A 17,635-nucleotide genomic window follows, 5' to 3' on the forward strand; every position below is an offset into this window, starting at 1 on the left:
TTCTATCGCCAACCGATCGACTCCGATTATTAGAACACAATATTTATCACTCGCTCCGCACCACCGATCGCTACACCTGGGTTTATAGTGAAAGTGCCGATTGGTGGCAAAATCGGATTCCCCCAGGTGCTGAAGCGGCGATCGATCGTGCCAGAGCCAAACTTAAAGCTGGTAAACCCTTGGGCTTCGATCTCGCGCCTGCTGTCGATAAAGCTGTCAAGCAGTGTCAAGCAGTCAGTAAATATTGCTAGTATTTGCTCCGCTCTAGCATCGCCTCCGATTGTGTCTTGTCGCGCTAAACCCGGAGGAAACCTCCGGAGCGCGCGCCGCAAATCGGGGCGGACTTTGTATCATGAGCCGAGACTTCCAGTCTCCAGGCATTTCTTATCCAAGCCCAAAGCCTAAATTAGATACAACCACTCAAGAGTTGTGCCACTTGTGGGGCTGTCACTTGTAAGCAATACTTATCCTCCACCATCGCCCTACCTGCTGCACCCATTTGCACACATAAGCGCGGATCGTTTGCTAGTTTAGATAAATAATCCGTCCACTCCGACAGCGTACTTGCTTGAAAGCCATTGACACCATGAGCGATAATTTCTTGGTTGACACCAATCGGCGTGCCGACTACAGGCAAAGCGCAAGCCATATATTGAATCAGTTTGATGCCGCATTTCCCCTCTTCCCACGGGGTACTATCTAATGGCATAATCCCTACATCAAAGCTTTTGATATCTGCGACTTCCGATTGTTCGCGCCAATCTTTAATTGTCAGATCGAGATTGCCAAGGGTTAAGCTGCCTGCACCGACAAATGTAAAGTTACAGTTCTGTTGACGATCGAGGGTTTCAAATACAGATTGAATCGATCTTAGGTAGATACTGGTACCTGGAGAACCAATCCAGCCAATATTAAATGCTCTATTCCTACCATCGGTTTTGATGGAGTAGCGATCCAAATCGATTACCGTTGGAATTATTTCAATGCTTTTGGCACCCGCTTTACTAGCCCTAGTGGCAATGTATTTATTGCCAGCAATTACTAATTGAGCATGAGCCATCACCCGGTCTATTTTGTGAGCTAGGAAGATTTTAGTCAGCTTCGTGCCGTAATAATCGTAAATATGAAACTGGGCATCATCATAATCAACAGCATAGGGAATGTTCCTAATTAACATTCGCTCTAACCACGCTGGGACATAAGGCAAAAGTTCTTTTTCAATCCAGAGTAGATCGTAGTCTCGATCGCTAATTAATCTCATCAAGCGTTGAAAATAAGACATCAAGACATTGGTAAAATTTCGGCTACCTTTATTGATACCCGTGACATATTGATTGTCTAGAAGCGGCGCTAATGTAATGTCAAAGTCTTGAGACTTGAGGTAGGGTAAGTATTGATAAAAGCGATACCTACTACTGCCGCCTAACGAACCATACTTGGTGAGGGCTAATATTTTAAAAGACATATAACTTGTACTTATATTTATTCAATCGATTATCTTGTCACCACGAGTCGATCGGCTCCCAGTTCGATAAGCTAATTGGTTCTCTTTATTAGTATGCCCATCATTAGTCTCAGGCACATCACAATAGGGGCTAATATACATTAATGCTAAAAATATCCATTGATAGACAATATTTTGAGCGGTGAGGTTAGAGTCTTCAAATTGAAGCTGCAACAAAATTGATAACATGGCAATTAAATATAATGTCATGCGACGTCTAATGGCAAAGGACAAGCTTTTATCGAAGATTTTCTTTAGGGAAAATCCTAAATTATTAATCAAAAATAAGATATATGCTACCAGTCCTAAGATGCCGCGTTCGAGGAGTGTTGTCAGAAAAATATTATGTCCGGTATGCCCCATTTCACCCAACATGCCAAAGTATCCCAAGGGTGAAAACGGATGAAGCGCAAAGTAGATAATTGATGCGTCCCATAGTATTGTCCGACCGTTAAAGCCACCCACATCTTGAGCTTGATCGCCAATTCTAGCTTCAAAAATCGAACTTAAATCCTGACCTGATAAGATAGCAATTGCGGTGACAGTTGTAATAACAGTGACGAGAAATAAGACGGTTGACTTAACATTTTTGGTCAAAATACCTACAAAAGTCATTCCCAATAGCAATGTAGTAATTACATTTCTCGACTGAGTTACAATAATTGCAAACATAATTAGTAACATCGCTAAAAACATCATCGCTCGACTATTGAACTTCAGCGATTTTGTATTAAAAGCTCGATCTAATGCCAAGAAAAAAGGCATCATCAAGCAGCCAGCGATCGTATTCGATGCTCCCCAAGGTAATGACATCAGCCCCCCATTTTCTCTTTCTAGCAATACTTTATCCAATGAGTTTTGTTGAACTGCTAGCAAAAAATTAACGATAAAATAAGCGGACATGATGACGCCAGACCACACAAAAACTTGTGATATCTTGCTATAAACTAAAGCAGCGTTCTGGCTTTTGGAAGCGTGAGAAATAATATATAAAAATATTGTGAATCCAAACAAGTCAAACACCGATCTCGCAAAAGACATTACGAGATTTTCATTCATTAGCGACGCAATAAAAATCGCAAATAAATTGATGGCGGCAAAAAGTAATGATAGCTTTAAATCATTTGGATAATTAACTCTTTCCTTTCTAACAATATAACTACCAGCAATAAAGAAAAATAGTAAAATGAGAAATGGGAAAGCAAATGTTATTACAAAAGAACCACCTCCAGTTCCAGTTGAAAAAGGAATGAGATACATGGAGATCGCAAAGATGATGTACAGATGACTACTGTAGGAATTTTTATCTACTGGAAGAAACATATGTAATTGTGGGGTGATGCACGTTCTTGTGTTGGATTTTGCTGTGCGGGTAGATCGATTATTGATGAATTCAATCCTCTGTCTTTGTGAATCGGCAGACGCTAAAGAGAGGTAATTATTAATTATTAATTATTAATTATTGAAGAGCCAATCGATTTGTAAATTGCTGGCAGATTAGCGAAGATTTTGATGTAGCCCTGAATTGTCTCTGTTGCTTGTGAGGGTGAGAATTTAAGCAAAGCAAAACCAATGCGAGTAATTGGTTCGATCGTCAGTGTTGCTAGGGCGATCGCGGTCGCTTGGAACCAATTAAAATGTTTGTAACCATAGAGAATCCGGCTGCGTTGAGAATAAAACAACCTCGTTGCTTTGATCTTTTCAGAAGTACCACCCCCTTTGTGGAAAGAGCGAGTGTCTGCTAAGTAATAAGAACACCAACCTGCTAGATGAACGCGATAGGATAAGTCGAGATCTTCAAAGTACACGAAAAAGTTTTCATCAAAGCCTTGCAATGATTCAAATAACTCGGTTCTAATTAGGTAAAAAGCACCCATGACATGATCTACTCGCTGCGTATTGTCGTGATTCCATTCCGTCATCATGTAGCTAGTCAGCTCGGATTTGACTAATTTATCGATACCCAAAATACTGCACCAGAGATTAGTCGGACTGGGAAACCTCGCACAACTACGTTGAATTCTACCCCGTTCGTCTACGAGTTGAATGCCAACTATGCCGACTTTCTGCGCTAAAGATTCATCCATAAAGCTGGCAGCACGATCGATCGAATCTTCAGCTACTCGGGTATCGGGATTTAAAAAAAGCAGATAGTCAGAATTGCAAACTGCGGCACCTTGATTGCAAGCAGCTCCAAACCCTTGATTGACAGAGTTTCTAATAATCTGAAGCGGTAAATCGAGCTGTTCTAAGCCATTGAGAGAAGTATCTGTCGATGCGTTATCGACAATAATTACTTTATCTAGTTTGAATTTTTGCCGATCGCTCCCGACGATCGCGTCCAGGCATTCCCGTAGTTGATTGCCAGAATTCCAGTTAATTGTAATAATACTAATAGTTGGTGTCACGATCGCGCTCCTGAATATATTTGGGTTACTGTAATGATTTCTTTTTCAAGAATTTATTCATCACCTTATTTACTGCTGAGGCAGCCATCTCTCGGTCTTCCACTTCGAGGATATATTGCCACAACACCAACCAACTTATCCCGGTCAAGACCGTTGCAGAACTAATTGTCCAGAAGATATTAGTAGGATAGCCATACCGATTATTGAGGGCAAATAATCCGATCGTGGGGACTACAATTAGCAAAACAGGCTTGACAACTGTAACGATCAATGACATTTTATCGGCAACAAATATTTTCTTAGTTCGGGGTAAATTGTAGAAGAAATGTAACCCGACACTTACAAAACCACCAATTAACGTCCCGAATGCCACGCCATCGGCACCGATTCTAGACGTTAACAGCAGACTGAAGATTAAATTGGTAGCTGCTTCGATTAATGGTGATAGAATTACCTTCCGGTGCTCGCCACAGCCGATCGCGATCGTAAAGTAAGGACTCCCCACTTGGCGCACGAAATTAGCCGCAACTAATAGCTCGAATAAATGACTGGTGGCGATTGCATAATCAGCCCCAACCCACAAGCCAATGACTGTTTTCGATACCAAGATCAGCGGTAGATTTGTGGCAATCAGCAGCACGACGGTATATCGAGTTGTCGCTACTAATAGTCGTCCGAGACTGTCTGGCTCATTCCTGGCACCGATTGATGAGGCAACTGGAATTAGGGTATTGAGGATCGAGATCGAAATCCCAAAAACAAAATTTGTGAGTGTGGCTGCTAATGCGTAATAGGGAATCGATTTGTAATCATAAAAACCAATAATTGTGGTATCGAGACCGCTAACTATCAGCAAACCTAATGTTGAAACCGATAGCGACAAACAGGATTCGGCAACTTCGATCGCCGACTTTTTCGAGATGAGTTGTGGGGAGATCCGATAGCCTGCGGCAATCTTTCGATATGCGAGATATTGCCATAACCCTGCACCTAAATTGGTAATGCCAACCATTACCGCCATCATTACGATACTCTGACTTGCCTGCGCAGCTAATACGACTAGTACCCCGGCAAATATTTTAGTACTACCAACGATCCAAGCCGGGATATCATAACGCTGCAAGCCGATAAAAACGGCACCAAAAACTGAAAAAGGTAAGGCGACAGCCAGCGTACCACCGACGCACATTAATGCTAACCGAGCATCCTGCTGCAAGGCTGCTGGCATATCTGGAAATAGCCGTGGCAATTGCCAAGCGAGCAGCGCAATTGCTACAAACGCGATCGACCCCGATCCAGTCAGGATCGCGATCGCGCTGCTGATGATACTATCGCGTTTTTTATGATCCCCTAGCTCATTATAATGAGCGACAAATCGACCGATTACTGTCTGAATCCCCAGATCTAACAGACCTACGTAAGTACTCAGTTGTAAGATCAGCAACCAAGCACCATAAGCGTCCTTAGTCAAAATTCTTGCTAAAAATGGGGGTAGCAATAACATCGATAATGCTACTGCACCCCCACGACAGAGATTAGCAAATATATTTTTTAGGACAGTTAAATTCGACATTTATTTATTCAAAGTAGATCGCTAGACAACTGGAGTGCGATCGTCTTAAAATTCTTGATTGTGTTTCGATTATACCCAATGCTACTGAATTCTAGAATCGGTGCAATTACCGATCTATGAGTGCTTGTAGGTAACTTTTTTATAGAAATTAGGAAGCTGACAGTTTTACTCCCTTCCCAGTGACAAATTAGACATCTAGTATGTTAGTGGATAGTGGATAGTGGATAGTGGATAGTGGATAGTGGATAGTGATAGTGAATTACAGATGTCTAGTTCTTGAGTGGGAAGGGAGTAGGATAAAATCGAGTGACGATCTTTTTTAAATTACGAGCAGATGAGAGAAATTTTACTCCTGGGTCAGCAGGGTCAAGTTGCGTGGGAATTACAAGTAGCGCTAGCCACGTTAGGACGCGTAACGGTGTGGGGATCTCAAGAGTTGGATTTAGCCGATCCCGATCGGATCCGCGATCGCCTCCGCGCACTTGAGCCACAGATAATAGTCAATGCTGCTGCTTATACGGCAGTAGATAAAGCCGAGCAAGAGCCAGCACTGTGTCAGGCAATTAATGCCACTGCGCCGGGAGTAATCGCCGAATTAGCACGGGAATTTGGCGCGTTGCTAGTCCATTATTCGACAGAGTATGTATTCGATGGCACTAAGACTAGTCCTTATCTAGAAACCGATACTCCCAATCCTTTGGGGGTGTATGGCGCGAGTAAACTGGCGGGAGAACAGGCGATTATCCAAGCTGGTTGCGCTCATTTAATCTTGCGGACGACGTGGGTATATGGCAATCGCGGTAAAAACTTTTTACTGACGATTTTACGGCTAGCCGCCGAGCGACCGGAACTAAAAATTGTCGCGGATCAAGTCGGTGCGCCCACTTGGAGTAAATCGATCGCGATGGCGACATCGCAAATATTGGCTCGCTGCGGAGATCGAGATCCAGCGACAATTAGCGGCATCTACAATCTGTCCGCTGCTGGGAAGACCAGTTGGCACGGGTTTGCCAGTGAGATTGTCGATCGGTACCGCACGCAATTTCCCGATCGAGCGCTCCAAGTTACAGACATCGTGCCGATTCCGGCTAGCGATTATCCCACTCCCGCCCAACGTCCGGCTTACTCGGTCTTGGATAATAGCAAGGTGTTGACTACTTTTGGCGTACAGATCCCAGCTTGGGATCTGAGCTTGGGACAGTTATTTGCCAGATGGTAACAGATCCAAAATAGCCCCAACCTTGGGTAAAATCGCATCTTTTGCCGATAAGATCGGGGTATCGACCGGCCAGTCGATCGCGAGTTGGGGGTCGTCCCACATCAAACCAGCCTCATCCCCAGGCACATAAAAGTCCGTACATTTGTATAAGAACTCGGCACCGTCACTCAATACGCAAAACCCGTGGGCAAAATTTTCGGGAATGTACATCTGCTTTTTATTCTCAGCCGATAAGATTTCCCCATGCCATTTGCCAAAAGTGGGCGAATTGCGACGGATATCGACGGCGACATCAAAGACCTCCCCCTGGGTGACGCGGACTAATTTGCCCTGGGGGTGCTTGAGTTGGAAATGCAAGCCCCGCAGCACATGTTTGGTCGAGTAGGATTGATTATCCTGGACGAAGGGATGGGGAATACCGATATCGGCATACTTTTGCTGTTGATAAGTTTCCAAGAAATAGCCCCGACTATCGCTAAATACTGGCGGGGCAAAGACGATGACTTCTGGGAGAGCAGTTTGAAAAATTTCCACGATCGACTAGATTCCTTCTGTAGCTAATTTGAGCAAATATTGACCGTAATCATTTTTAGCCATCGTATTGCCGATCGTCACTAACTCTGGGGCACCGATGTAACCCATCCGAAAGGCAACTTCTTCGATACAGGCAATCTTTAAACCTTGGCGTTGTTCGATCGTTTCGACAAACACCGAAGCTTGCAGCAAACTATGGTGAGTACCCGTATCCAGCCAAGCTGTACCGCGACTGAGTTTATCAACTCTGAGTTGTCCCATATCTAGATATTTTTGGTTGACACAGGTGATTTCGAGTTCGCCGCGTGCCGAGGGAGCGATACTGTGGGCGATATCGACAACTTGATTGTCATAAAAATACAAACCAGTGACGGCGTAATTCGATCGGGGTTTGAGTGGCTTTTCCTCGATCGAGACTGCCGCACCTTCAAAATCAAATTCCACTACACCATACCGCGCCGGGTCGCTAACATAGTAGCCAAATACCATCGCCCCTTTCGTCAAGTTAGCGGCTTGCTGAAGACTGACGCTCAAGCTATCGCCATAAAAAATGTTATCGCCCAAGATCAGCGCCACCGAGTCATTGCCGATGAATTCTTTGCCGATGATAAAAGCTTGCGCTAAGCCCTCTGGCTTGGGCTGTGGCGCGTAACTAATCGTCAAACCGAGATTTGAGCCATCACCCAATAACTCTTCAAATAAGGGCAAATCGTGGGGGGTAGAGATAATCAAAATTTCCTGGATCCCCGCGAGCATCAGGGTAGACAAGGGATAATAAATCATCGGCTTGTCATAGATCGGCATCAATTGTTTGGAAATCACCCGCGTCAAGGGATATAACCTCGTACCAGAACCGCCAGCTAAAATAATTCCTTTCATGCTGTTACTCCCAAGCGTTGTTGCTGATATTTATTAGCAGTGACGGTTTGACACCAAGCTTGGTTATCGATGTACCATTGGACGGTACGGCGCAAGCCAGAACTGATATCTTGCTGGGGTTCCCAACCGAGTTGCTGATGGAGCTTGGTAAAATCGATCGCGTAACGGCGATCGTGTCCGGGGCGATCTTTGACGAATTCAATCAGTTGATGGTGCGGACAATTGGGCGAGGTAGGTAAGAGTTCGTCTAAAATCGCACAGAGCTGTTTGACTAGCCACAGATTATCACGTTCGGCATTGCCGCCGACATTATAAGTTTCACCAATGGTACCTTTATTTAGGACTAAGGCGATCGCCAGACAGTGATCCTCGACATAGAGCCAGTCGCGGACATTTTGACCGTCACCATAGATCGGCAAAGGTTTACCCGCTAAAGCATTGAGGATCGTCAGCGGAATCAGTTTTTCAGGAAACTGATAGGGGCCATAATTATTGGAGCAGTTGGTGATGAGAGTCGGGAGTCCGTAAGTGTGAAAGTACGATCGCACGAGATGATCGGAACTAGCTTTGGATGCAGAGTACGGGCTATTAGGCGTGTAGGGGGTGAGTTCGGTAAAGGCTGGCTCATCAGCAGTCAGGGAGCCAAATACTTCGTCAGTAGAGATGTGCAGAAAGCGAAATTTCGCCTGTGCGGTATCTGCGAGTGCTTTCCAATACTGACGAGCGCATTCTAACAGATTAAAGGTACCATTAATATTAGTCTCAATGAAACTTGCTGGCCCATCGATCGATCGATCGACATGAGTTTCAGCGGCAAAGTTGACGATTGCTTGAGGTTGATATTCAGTAAGTAATTTATCGATGAGTTGACGATCTCCGATATCACCCTGGACGAATATATGTCGATCGTTATCGGCGAACTGCTCGATCGTCGCGAGGTTCCCAGCGTAAGTCAATTTATCTAAATTAATAACGGAGACATCGCTAGAGTTGAGGATTAGCGAGACATAGTTAGAACCGATAAATCCGGCTCCACCTGTAACTAAAATATAATTTTTACTCATTATTTCTACATTAGTGAACGATCTACGTCAAATATAACAGTCGATCTGTCAAATAAAAGCTTCTCAAAACTGCTGTTGGCAAATTGAGTTAAAAGTCTTAAAATTGGCGATCGATTTGCTGACATATTTGCATGTAGCCAGCGATCTACATCACAGCTACCCAGCAGCAATTCCCACGGGTACCCTCATTAGAATACCCAAGATCGGACTCCTCGATCGCTATATAAACGATCGAGTGATTATCGCACAGATAAATGTCCAATGAGATCGAGCTAAAGATCGCGATTCTCACCATCGCATCCAGCGAGCTATTCTACTGCCAGTCTTTTTACTCTAACCAAATTAGATCTCCACACTGGATGCTCCCAGCTCGCAAGACAGAAGCGCGGATGCCTGCGATCGAGTTATTATGTTGTGCCGTCGTCCGTAAGATATTCAAGTCAGTCGGTAAATCGGACTGGGCAACCGTCGTCACTACGCAGCGCGGACAGGCGGTATCGATGCTCAGGCACACTTTATCACCAATGCTCATCTGCCTACCCACCCAGTCATTTTCGATAAAGGTGCTTTCAGCCGCTGTTGGCTCGATGAGAATATTGGGACGAAACCGCGCTGGCTCAAATTTTCCTTCAGGATACAGGTGCTGTAATCGCGCTAAGGTTGCAGTCGTCACCGCATGAATCGGACAGGAATCAAAAAAAGTGCCAGCGGGCATAAATAATTGCGTAACTGTATCTCGGTTTGCCGTGCCTTCGAGATCTGGCCAATATTGGTCGAGACTGGGTGTTTCTGGCACCGCAGTCAATAACTCTACATCTCGTCCCAGTAATAGGGACAGAATATTATCGATATTATCATCATCACTAATAGCATCATTACCATCCGGCAGCGCAAATTTCACAGGCGGCATCGCTGCTGGAGTTTGGGGAGATGCTACAAATGTCGCTTGAAACTCTAGCAATTTTGCCCATTTTTTAGGATTTTTGGCACTAGCAATCCGCTGAGTTTGGATATCCCACAGGGCATAGGATCGATCTCCCAGCAAGCCAGTGGGTGTTATTTCTACGGCATCTAATCGTTCGCCCAGCATGGATTTAACTGGATATCGCCACAGTGAAACAACTTTGCCTACTAAAGTCCGAGTCATAACTGTCCCCCTAATTCGCTAGACTTCGTTTGAGGTTGGTTTACCCCCTCAACCCCCCTTATAAAGGGGGGCTTTAGCTCCCTCCCCTTTATAAGGGGAGGGTTGGGGTGGGGTAAAGGGACTATGCAGCAACTTCAATATCATCCCCGTAAGGTAATTATCTAACCCTAAACAGCAAGATACTTATGAAATAGATCGTCAGTCAGCTCGGCTGTTGCGCCATCTACTACCACGACACCCTTCTCCATAATGAAGAACTTGTCAGCGATCTGCCGCACGAAATCAACCTTATGCTCGACGACTATTAGAGTAATACCTTTCTCCCGATTGATCCGCTTCAAAGTCTCCTCAATTTCTTGCACGATCGACGGCTGAATGCCCTCTGTTGGTTCGTCTAGCAACATAATCTTCGGATCGCTCACTAATCCTCTGGCAATAGCTAATTGCTGCTGCTGTCCGCCACTGAGCAAACCGCCTTGACGATTCAGATGCTGCTTGAGCATCGGAAAAAACTCGAAAATTTCATGGGGAATCTTACTCGATTTTTGCTTGCCAGCCGACAGTCCCAGCTTAAGATTATCCAGCACCGATAGATAGGGAATAATTTCTCGACCTTGGGGAATATAGGCAATCCCCGCACGGGCACGTTTGAAGATCGGCAACCGCGTGATATTTTGAATATCAAAGATAATATTGCCCGATATCACCTTATTTAAGCCAATGATGCTGCGTAAGAGCGTGGTTTTACCCACACCATTGCGTCCGAGGATACAAGCAATCTCACCTTGATTAACAGCCAGATTAGCACCAAACAAAACGGGTGTTTGTCCGTAAGAAACAGTCACATCATTTACTTCAAGCAGCATCGATTTGTTCGCGTCCTAAATATACTTCAATTACTTTGGGATTTGATTGGACTTCCGCGACGGAGCCTTCGGTCAATTTTTCACCTTGATGGAGGACAACGAGTCGTTGAGCGATTTGTTTGACAAATTCCATATCATGCTCGATGACTACTACAGAGTGGCTGGTGGCAATTGTCTTGATGATTTCGCCAGTCGCATAGGTTTCATCAGCAGTCATCCCCGCCGTTGGTTCATCGAGTAAAACCACGGCTGGATCTTGAGCGAGTACCATCCCGATCTCGACCCACTGTTTTTGCCCGTGTGATAAAGAGGCAACTTTAGCATAGCCTTGTTCTAACAAACCAATGCGATCGAGTACGCTGATAATTTTATCTTTCTTAGCAGTTGTGAGTTTAGCTTTGATGGATGAAAACACACCGTGAGTACCTTTGAGTGCTAGTAAAATATTGTCAAATACTGACAGCTCGTTATAAACATTAGGGTTTTGAAATTTGCGACCGATGCCCATCCGGGCAATCTCATGGGGGCTTTTATTGGTAATCTCCTGACCTTGATAATAAACATGTCCTGAAGCTACCGGAGATTTCCCCACGATCGCATCGAGTAATGTACTTTTACCAGCTCCATTCGGGCCGATAATCGTCACAATTTCATTGTTACCTACCTCTAGATCGACGCCTTTAAGTGCTTTGAAACCAGAGAAAACTACCTTGAGATCTTTGACTGATAAAACAGACGCTTGCGAATTCATGATACGTTTGATTTTAAGTTTTCTCTAATTTATTAGCACCGCTCACAAGTAGCTTCTTTGGTAACAAGCTCATCAATCCGTCTGGCAGAAATAGCACCACCCCCATCAGGATTACCCCTACAATCAACTGCCAATCTTGGGTAATGCGATCGACTGAATTTTGGAGCTGTCCGAGCAAAATCGCGGCAATAACTGGCCCAAATAGCGTACCGCGTCCGCCAACAGCGACCCAGATCACGATCTGAGTTCCAAACGCCACCCCTAGATATACTGGTGAAATAAAATTGTTCAGCGGTACGAACAAACCACCGCAGATACCAGCAATCCCTGCAGAAAGCGTCCAGACAAAAATCTTAAAATTAGCAACATCATAGCCCAAATATGAAATCCGTTTCTCGTTCTCTTTAATCGATCGCAGAATCAATCCAAAGTTAGATTTTGTCAGCCACCAGCTACCCGCGATCGTCAAAGTTGCAAAAGTCAGAATAATATAATAGATGCCAATTGGCGGCACGGTTATCCCAAACAAAATCAGCTTCGAGACATCGGTAATCCCATTTGTACCGCCTGTATAAGCCTGCTGACTGACAAAGAAAGTAGTCAATGCTGACGCGATCGCCAGCGTAATTACGGTAATATATACACCGCTAACTTTAGACCGAAAAATAAACCATCCGATCGCATAAGCAAAACCTGCTGGAATCGCGATCGTCGCGATAACTGCAATTGGAAAAGACTGTAAAGGCGCAATAAACCAAGGCAACTCTTTTAAGCCATTCCAGACCATAAAATCGGGGATATTGCCACCATAATTATTGGCAGTAGCAGATAGATTTAGCTTGAGATAATATGCCATCGCATATCCTCCCAAAGTAAAAAAGACCCCGTGGGCAAAGCTCAAAATCCCAGTGAATCCCCAGACTAGATCGAGTGAGACACCTAAAACACCATACAACAGCAATTTTGCCATCAAGTTAGTCTGAAAGGTGCCAGCTACAAATGGGAAAATTATAAATATCAGTAAAGCTACTAAATTGATAATCTGCCATTTCTTAGGAATAAAGCTTGACTGTTGAACTTGACCGAGTGCTTGTGCCATTGGATTTAGAGGGTAGAGGGTGGAGATTTTAACCGCGTTTCTGAACTGTAAATAGACCTTCGGGGCGATAGCGAATTAGGACGATTACCGCAGCTAAAACGATAACTCTCGCGGTAGGATCGTTGATTAGATATGCGATCGCGGCATTTGATTCGCCAATCAACACCGCACCCGCCAACACGCCGATTAACTTGTCCACACCGCCAGCCACCACAGTCATCCAGGCATCTACCAGGTAATCTTGTCCCATCCCTGGGGCGACACTCTTGAGCGAAGCAATAACTGTTCCGGCTACTCCGGCTAGCCCGCAGCCATAAGCAAATGTGAGCATATCTACCAGACTGGTATTTACACCCAAACACCTTGCCATTTCGCGATTTTGAGTCACTGCGCGGACTTCTCTACCCAATGTCGTACCGTAGAGCAAGTAAGCCGTGATTCCCAACAGCAGCAGTGCCATAAAGATGATAAACAAGCGGTAATAGGAAATTTCGATCGCTTGTCCGCCGATGGTAAATGGTGTCCAGTTGCCGCGAATGTATGACGGTGCCCTGACGTACTTGAGTTGGGCAGTGAAAATCAGCTTCACCACACCTTGGAGGACGATACTTAGTCCCCAAGTAGCTAGTAAAGTTTCAATCGCGCGTCCATATAGTCGCCGGACGATTGTGACTTCCACCAGTGCGCCGACTAGGGCTGTAAACAAAAAAGAAAATGGAATTGTCATCAACAAGTCCATTTTAAAATTGCTTTGCAGTACGAAGGTTGTATACGCACCGAGCATGATAAATTCACCATGCGCGAGGTTAATAATCCGCATTACCCCAAACGTAATCGATAGTCCCAATCCTGTCAGTAGCAGAATACCAACAATCCCCACCCCATTTAAAAGTTGGTTGGTAATTGCTACCGGATCGAGATCTTTTGCTGGCGGGCTAGCTTGGGCTAGGTACACTAACGAAGATATGGCATTAAATGGCAAAACGTTCATATTTTCCCGACCTAAATCGTGTCGTGTTTTGTAAATGTTAAATCAATGTAGCAATCTTAATTCAGATATTATGTTTGCTGCGTTACCCTTCTGCCTTGAAGCCTATTACTAGGTCAATGCAGACCTACAAATGGAATAATACATCTTACAGTATTCCGATCGATCGAATAAGATTGCTACATAATCGCTGATTCCGCGCAGAATCAGCGATTGTTTGTTAATTGCTCGCAGTTTACGGTTTGTCTAAGAAGGCAACTGGAATGGGTTTCTTTGTCTCGACGATCGAACTGGCACGAGTATCTGGGGTCTTGTGAACGCACATCCGACCCTTATACAGTGCTTGACTCCACGGAATCGGCTTCACCGCAGCCTTGGTTGAAAAGACAATTTCGGCTTGTCCATCAGCCTTCCACTTGCCAATCCGGGAATAAAGGTATGTATGATAATTGTCTGGATCGGATTTGACCGTGCCTTGCGGAGCCTTAAACTCTTGCCCTCTGGTTGCTTCGCGCAGATTTGCAGTAGTAAACTCTTTCTTTTCTTTGGCGCATTTTTCCATCGCCTGTGCCATGAAAAAGGTTTGGATGTAGGCAGCTTCCATGACTCCATTAGTCACGCGCTCGTTGCCAAATTTCGCCCGAAATTGTTCCACAAATGCCTTATTTTCAGGTGTATCGACTGTCTGAAAATAGTTGAAACTACTAAAGTGTCCTTCCGCGAATTCTGGCCCCATCGCCTGAATTTCTTCTTCTGTGGTGGGAAACGCCATGATCGGAATCTCTTTAGACGTAATTCCAGCATCCTTAAGCTGCTTATAAAAAGCGGGAATACTATCGCCGACGAGATTACTCAAGATAAAGTTAGGCTTTGCTTGCTTGATCTTGTTAATAATCGTAATGAACTCAGTCGTACCCAGTGCTGCATATTCATCACCAACAACCGTACCGCCACCAGCGACTAGCTCGGCTTTGGCAATCCGATTACTTTCTTTGGGATAGATGTAGTCAGAACCGATAAAGAAGCCTTTTTTACCAAAGTTTTTGATGCAGTAAGGAATCGAATCGGTGATTTGTTGATTCGGTGCCGCTCCGGTATAGAAAACGTTAGAGCTACATTCATTCCCTTCATAGTAGACAGGGTAGTAAAGCAGTCTATCTTTCTCTTCAAACACTGGCAAGACTGATTTACGGCTAGCTGAAGTGTAGCAACCCAGTACACAGACAACCTTGTCTTCGTCAATTAGTCGCTTAGACATTTGGTTGTATAAATCCCAATTGGAGTCAGGGTTGACAACTACTTTTTCTAGCATTTGGCCATTGATGCCTTTCTTGCCAGCCCAAGGGCCTGTTCCTTCATTGATTTGATCGATCGCGAGAAATGTCGCATCTTGTAGGGATTTTTCAACGATCGCGATCGAACCCGTCGTGGAGTACATCACACCTACCTTAATCCCTTTACCATCTCCGGCAGGAGCGGCACTCGGATTGGCAGCCGTAGTACCCGCACTCGGATTAGTGGTAGGAGTGGTTGAGTTACTACAAGCCTTGAGTAGCAGAGTCCCTGCGACGCCAGCACCACCCAAAATAATAAATCTCCGCCGTCCAAACTGATTTGCCATATAGCTTAAATTTACTCTTCACACACGCTTGTTTAGATGAAATATTAGTACCAACACTTCATCAACTGTGTATTTTACAATACAAAACCACCAGGTTTTGTAAAGATTTAGACTGATGGCTTAGTTACTACAGCTCGAAGCGATCGGAGATACATAGACATCCATTTTCAGGCGACTATCAAATTAGGAACTTCCCAATAACTTAAATTGTCTGTTAGAAATACATTAAACGTAAAAAATTAGCATAACATTACAAATGTTAATATTGTTTAGTACCAAAATTATCAGTTATCTACCCGAAATCAAGTTACTTTGATAATTCGCTATTGAACTCATTAAAACTCCGTCGCTTGAGTTCTACTGAGTCTTTACGTGGTAATAAATCAAAAACCTCTCGCATGGCATCATCCACTTTTTCAAATGATAATATCCCTGCTTCATTCAGTCGAACCTTACCTTGTTTATCGACAATGACAGTTTGCGGAACCGTACCACCATAGTAATAGCCAGCTTCAGTATCTGGATACTTTTTATCCAGGGCGAGACTATCGACAGTTACAGGAATAAAGCTGGCGGCTTTGCCATAGTAGCCTTGAAGCTGCGAGAATGTGGTGGAGTATTTTTTGCAGTCAGTACTATCATCCACATAAAAAACTATTATCGCTGGTTTACTCGCTTTTAAAGAGTCTGCAAGCGAAATTTTGGCAGGTACTAGCGAGCCATTACCAGCGTACAAGACAAAAACATTACCATCATATTTGTCATCCTCAATCCCGGCGAGAGTTGGATGAGCGAATAGAAAAGAACAGGCAAAAATCAAGATCGCAGTTATTAGCGATCGCCATCTGGACTTCAAGTATTTAGCTAACATTTTAGGCGTATAAGAGTGAGAACAATTCAAAATCTAAGTAGCTACTTTACAGCTTCGAGCATCCACGAGAAATAAAAGCTAGTTTTGGTAGTTGCCTTGCGATCGATCCTAAAACCTTGGGCTTCCAAAATCTTGACAATATCCACTTCTTTATGTAGATAAGAACGAGTCGCCTTACTCGCACCAGGAAAAAAACTGCCAATCTTTTTGAGTAGGCTAAAATAAGGAGTCTTAGGTGCGAAACTAATAATCAGTCGCGATTGTGCCATCGAAGCCAGATGCGAAATCATTTCAGCCGCTTTTGCTTGCGGGTAATGAATTAATACATCCAAACAGATAACTGTATGGTAACTACCAGTCAAGCTTTCGAGATCGCTCACACTGAAACTCGGATTATCGTTATTCCCAAAGATTTTGGCGGCGATTTCCTTGGCTTCGCCGACCATTTTCTCCGAAATATCGCTAGCACTGACGACAGCTTTGCGCTCCGCCAGCGGAATGCTCAACACACCAGTACCGCAGCCTGCATCGCAGATGGATAATCCCGTCAGGTTATTATCTGCATCCAACCACTCCAACAGCGTGTCAACAGTCTGCTGGTGCCCAGTCCGAATGTCGAGCTGTACCTTATTTACCTCACCATCACCATAAATCCGCTGCCACCGCTCAAATCCCGTATTATTAAAATACTCTTTGACTACTGCTTTATCGTCGATCGCATCCATGCAACTTTATAATAAAAATTTTAATCCTAACGGTAGATCACTATAGCAGGCGATCGGGTGTGTCGGGTAGGTAGACGATCGTTTGTTTCGCTTACTTAGCAACATCAATCCAGAAGGCGATATCTAATGGTAATTTGACAACAAAGCTTTCAAAATGGTATGATGATTTATCATACCGTTTTATTGATAGTTTAGGGATGGCAACTAGTAAGGTCGCAATTACAATCGATTCAGACCTATTATCCAAAATAGATTTATTGGTATCGCAGCAGGTATTTCCCAATCGCAGTAAAGCAATTCAGGAGGCATTAACTGATAAGCTTGCCCTACTGCGCCAGACTCATCTAGCGAATGAGTGTGCCAAGCTCGATCCGCAAGTAGAACAG

The 17,635-nt window shown here is 44.3% G+C and carries 18 protein-coding genes and 1 pseudogene; 4 read left to right on the forward strand and 15 right to left on the reverse strand.

The genetic code is table 11. From position 1 onward, the window contains the following. Positions 1-251: pseudogene (locus RMO52_RS15120) on the forward strand (hypothetical protein); the annotation flags it as partial. Between the two features lie 155 nt (positions 252-406). On the opposite strand, the gene RMO52_RS15125 reads toward RMO52_RS15120, so the two are convergent. The 4 genes from RMO52_RS15125 to RMO52_RS15140 all read right to left on the reverse strand — a co-directional run bounded on the left by RMO52_RS15125 (position 407) and on the right by RMO52_RS15140 (position 5,485). Then, entirely contained in the window at positions 407-1,465 is a 1,059-nt protein-coding gene (locus RMO52_RS15125) for a glycosyltransferase family 4 protein (RefSeq protein WP_310415702.1), read from the reverse strand. 21 nt (positions 1,466-1,486) lie between these two features. Beyond that, positions 1,487-2,827 carry an O-antigen ligase family protein gene (locus RMO52_RS15130; RefSeq protein ID WP_310415705.1) on the reverse strand — a complete coding sequence of 447 codons (1,341 nt, stop codon included), beginning with the start codon at positions 2,825-2,827 and terminating at the stop codon, positions 1,487-1,489. 125 nt (positions 2,828-2,952) lie between these two features. Further along, positions 2,953-3,912, reverse strand: coding sequence for a glycosyltransferase (locus RMO52_RS15135; protein ID WP_310415708.1), 960 nt, complete (start codon positions 3,910-3,912; stop codon positions 2,953-2,955). A 25-nt stretch (positions 3,913-3,937) separates the two neighbouring features. Next, positions 3,938-5,485: a polysaccharide biosynthesis C-terminal domain-containing protein gene (locus tag RMO52_RS15140; RefSeq protein WP_310415711.1), complete on the reverse strand. Its 1,548-nt coding sequence runs from the start codon at positions 5,483-5,485 to the stop codon at positions 3,938-3,940. 334 nt (positions 5,486-5,819) lie between these two features. Here RMO52_RS15140 and rfbD point away from each other — a divergent pair, with 334 nt between their 5' ends. Continuing rightward, entirely contained in the window at positions 5,820-6,704 is an 885-nt protein-coding gene (gene rfbD / locus RMO52_RS15145; RefSeq protein ID WP_310415714.1) for a dTDP-4-dehydrorhamnose reductase, read from the forward strand. Here the strand turns inward: rfbD and rfbC are convergent. From rfbC to rfbB, 3 genes are read right to left on the reverse strand one after another with little or no spacing between them, the layout of a single operon-like run. Next, positions 6,687-7,238 (reverse strand): dTDP-4-dehydrorhamnose 3,5-epimerase, encoded by a 552-nt coding sequence (gene rfbC, locus RMO52_RS15150; protein ID WP_310415716.1) that lies wholly within the window; start codon positions 7,236-7,238, stop codon positions 6,687-6,689. The two genes, rfbD and rfbC, sit on opposite strands and share 18 nt — an antisense overlap. 6 nt (positions 7,239-7,244) lie before the next feature. Further along, positions 7,245-8,117, reverse strand: a complete 873-nt coding sequence (gene rfbA / locus RMO52_RS15155) for a glucose-1-phosphate thymidylyltransferase RfbA (protein WP_309738620.1) — start codon at positions 8,115-8,117, stop codon at positions 7,245-7,247. Next, positions 8,114-9,181 (reverse strand): dTDP-glucose 4,6-dehydratase, encoded by a 1,068-nt coding sequence (gene rfbB / locus RMO52_RS15160; protein ID WP_310415719.1) that lies wholly within the window; start codon positions 9,179-9,181, stop codon positions 8,114-8,116. Before rfbB ends, rfbA begins: the two co-directional genes overlap by 4 nt. A 103-nt stretch (positions 9,182-9,284) precedes the next feature. On the opposite strand from rfbB, the gene RMO52_RS15165 reads away from it, so the two are divergent. Next, complete coding sequence (locus RMO52_RS15165) at positions 9,285-9,446, forward strand: hypothetical protein (RefSeq protein WP_310415722.1); 162 nt, start codon at positions 9,285-9,287, stop codon at positions 9,444-9,446. Between the two features lie 63 nt (positions 9,447-9,509). Here RMO52_RS15165 and RMO52_RS15170 read toward each other — a convergent pair whose 3' ends face one another. From RMO52_RS15170 to bchM, 8 genes are all read right to left on the reverse strand, one after another. Beyond that, a complete protein-coding gene (locus RMO52_RS15170) occupies positions 9,510-10,328 on the reverse strand; it encodes an MOSC domain-containing protein (protein ID WP_310415725.1) in 819 nt (272 codons plus the stop codon). A 167-nt stretch (positions 10,329-10,495) separates the two neighbouring features. Next, positions 10,496-11,194 (reverse strand): urea ABC transporter ATP-binding subunit UrtE, encoded by a 699-nt coding sequence (gene urtE, locus RMO52_RS15175; protein WP_309738625.1) that lies wholly within the window; start codon positions 11,192-11,194, stop codon positions 10,496-10,498. Beyond that, positions 11,184-11,945 carry an urea ABC transporter ATP-binding protein UrtD gene (gene urtD / locus RMO52_RS15180; protein ID WP_309738626.1) on the reverse strand — a complete coding sequence of 254 codons (762 nt, stop codon included), beginning with the start codon at positions 11,943-11,945 and terminating at the stop codon, positions 11,184-11,186. The genes urtE and urtD overlap by 11 nt, the downstream gene beginning before the upstream one ends. A 13-nt stretch (positions 11,946-11,958) precedes the next feature. Further along, entirely contained in the window at positions 11,959-13,044 is a 1,086-nt protein-coding gene (gene urtC / locus RMO52_RS15185) for an urea ABC transporter permease subunit UrtC (RefSeq protein ID WP_310415729.1), read from the reverse strand. Between the two features lie 28 nt (positions 13,045-13,072). Continuing rightward, on the reverse strand, positions 13,073-14,035 hold the full coding sequence (gene urtB, locus RMO52_RS15190; protein ID WP_310415732.1) for an urea ABC transporter permease subunit UrtB: 963 nt from the start codon (positions 14,033-14,035) through the stop codon (positions 13,073-13,075). A 232-nt stretch (positions 14,036-14,267) separates the two neighbouring features. Further along, a complete protein-coding gene (locus tag RMO52_RS15195; protein WP_310415735.1) occupies positions 14,268-15,653 on the reverse strand; it encodes a transporter substrate-binding protein in 1,386 nt (461 codons plus the stop codon). A gap of 307 nt (positions 15,654-15,960) precedes the next feature. Continuing rightward, positions 15,961-16,524, reverse strand: coding sequence for a thylakoid membrane photosystem I accumulation factor (locus RMO52_RS15200; protein ID WP_309738631.1), 564 nt, complete (start codon positions 16,522-16,524; stop codon positions 15,961-15,963). 41 nt (positions 16,525-16,565) lie between these two features. Next, positions 16,566-17,249, reverse strand: coding sequence for a magnesium protoporphyrin IX methyltransferase (gene bchM, locus RMO52_RS15205; protein ID WP_310415738.1), 684 nt, complete (start codon positions 17,247-17,249; stop codon positions 16,566-16,568). A gap of 197 nt (positions 17,250-17,446) precedes the next feature. On the opposite strand from bchM, the gene RMO52_RS15210 reads away from it, so the two are divergent. Then, a partial coding sequence (locus RMO52_RS15210) for a ribbon-helix-helix domain-containing protein (protein ID WP_310415741.1) occupies positions 17,447-17,635 on the forward strand: 189 nt, incomplete at its 3' end.

The organism is Chamaesiphon sp. OTE_8_metabat_110 (genome assembly GCF_031382685.1).
GTDB lineage: Bacteria > Cyanobacteriota > Cyanobacteriia > Cyanobacteriales > Chamaesiphonaceae > Chamaesiphon.

What these genes read in the sequence shown, in the direction of transcription:
- RMO52_RS15125 (WP_310415702.1), bottom strand. Translation starts at nt 1,465, where the DNA reads ATGTCTTTTAAAATATTAGCCCTCACCAAGTATGGTTCGTTAGGCGGC.
- RMO52_RS15130 (WP_310415705.1), bottom strand. Translation starts at nt 2,827, where the DNA reads ATGTTTCTTCCAGTAGATAAAAATTCCTACAGTAGTCATCTGTACATC.
- RMO52_RS15140 (WP_310415711.1), bottom strand. Translation starts at nt 5,485, where the DNA reads ATGTCGAATTTAACTGTCCTAAAAAATATATTTGCTAATCTCTGTCGT.
- rfbD (WP_310415714.1), top strand. Translation starts at nt 5,820, where the DNA reads ATGAGAGAAATTTTACTCCTGGGTCAGCAGGGTCAAGTTGCGTGGGAA.
- rfbA (WP_309738620.1), bottom strand. Translation starts at nt 8,117, where the DNA reads ATGAAAGGAATTATTTTAGCTGGCGGTTCTGGTACGAGGTTATATCCC.
- rfbB (WP_310415719.1), bottom strand. Translation starts at nt 9,181, where the DNA reads ATGAGTAAAAATTATATTTTAGTTACAGGTGGAGCCGGATTTATCGGT.
- RMO52_RS15170 (WP_310415725.1), bottom strand. Translation starts at nt 10,328, where the DNA reads ATGACTCGGACTTTAGTAGGCAAAGTTGTTTCACTGTGGCGATATCCA.
- urtE (WP_309738625.1), bottom strand. Translation starts at nt 11,194, where the DNA reads ATGCTGCTTGAAGTAAATGATGTGACTGTTTCTTACGGACAAACACCC.
- urtD (WP_309738626.1), bottom strand. Translation starts at nt 11,945, where the DNA reads ATGAATTCGCAAGCGTCTGTTTTATCAGTCAAAGATCTCAAGGTAGTT.
- urtC (WP_310415729.1), bottom strand. Translation starts at nt 13,044, where the DNA reads ATGGCACAAGCACTCGGTCAAGTTCAACAGTCAAGCTTTATTCCTAAG.
- urtB (WP_310415732.1), bottom strand. Translation starts at nt 14,035, where the DNA reads ATGAACGTTTTGCCATTTAATGCCATATCTTCGTTAGTGTACCTAGCC.
- RMO52_RS15195 (WP_310415735.1), bottom strand. Translation starts at nt 15,653, where the DNA reads ATGGCAAATCAGTTTGGACGGCGGAGATTTATTATTTTGGGTGGTGCT.
- RMO52_RS15200 (WP_309738631.1), bottom strand. Translation starts at nt 16,524, where the DNA reads ATGTTAGCTAAATACTTGAAGTCCAGATGGCGATCGCTAATAACTGCG.
- bchM (WP_310415738.1), bottom strand. Translation starts at nt 17,249, where the DNA reads ATGGATGCGATCGACGATAAAGCAGTAGTCAAAGAGTATTTTAATAAT.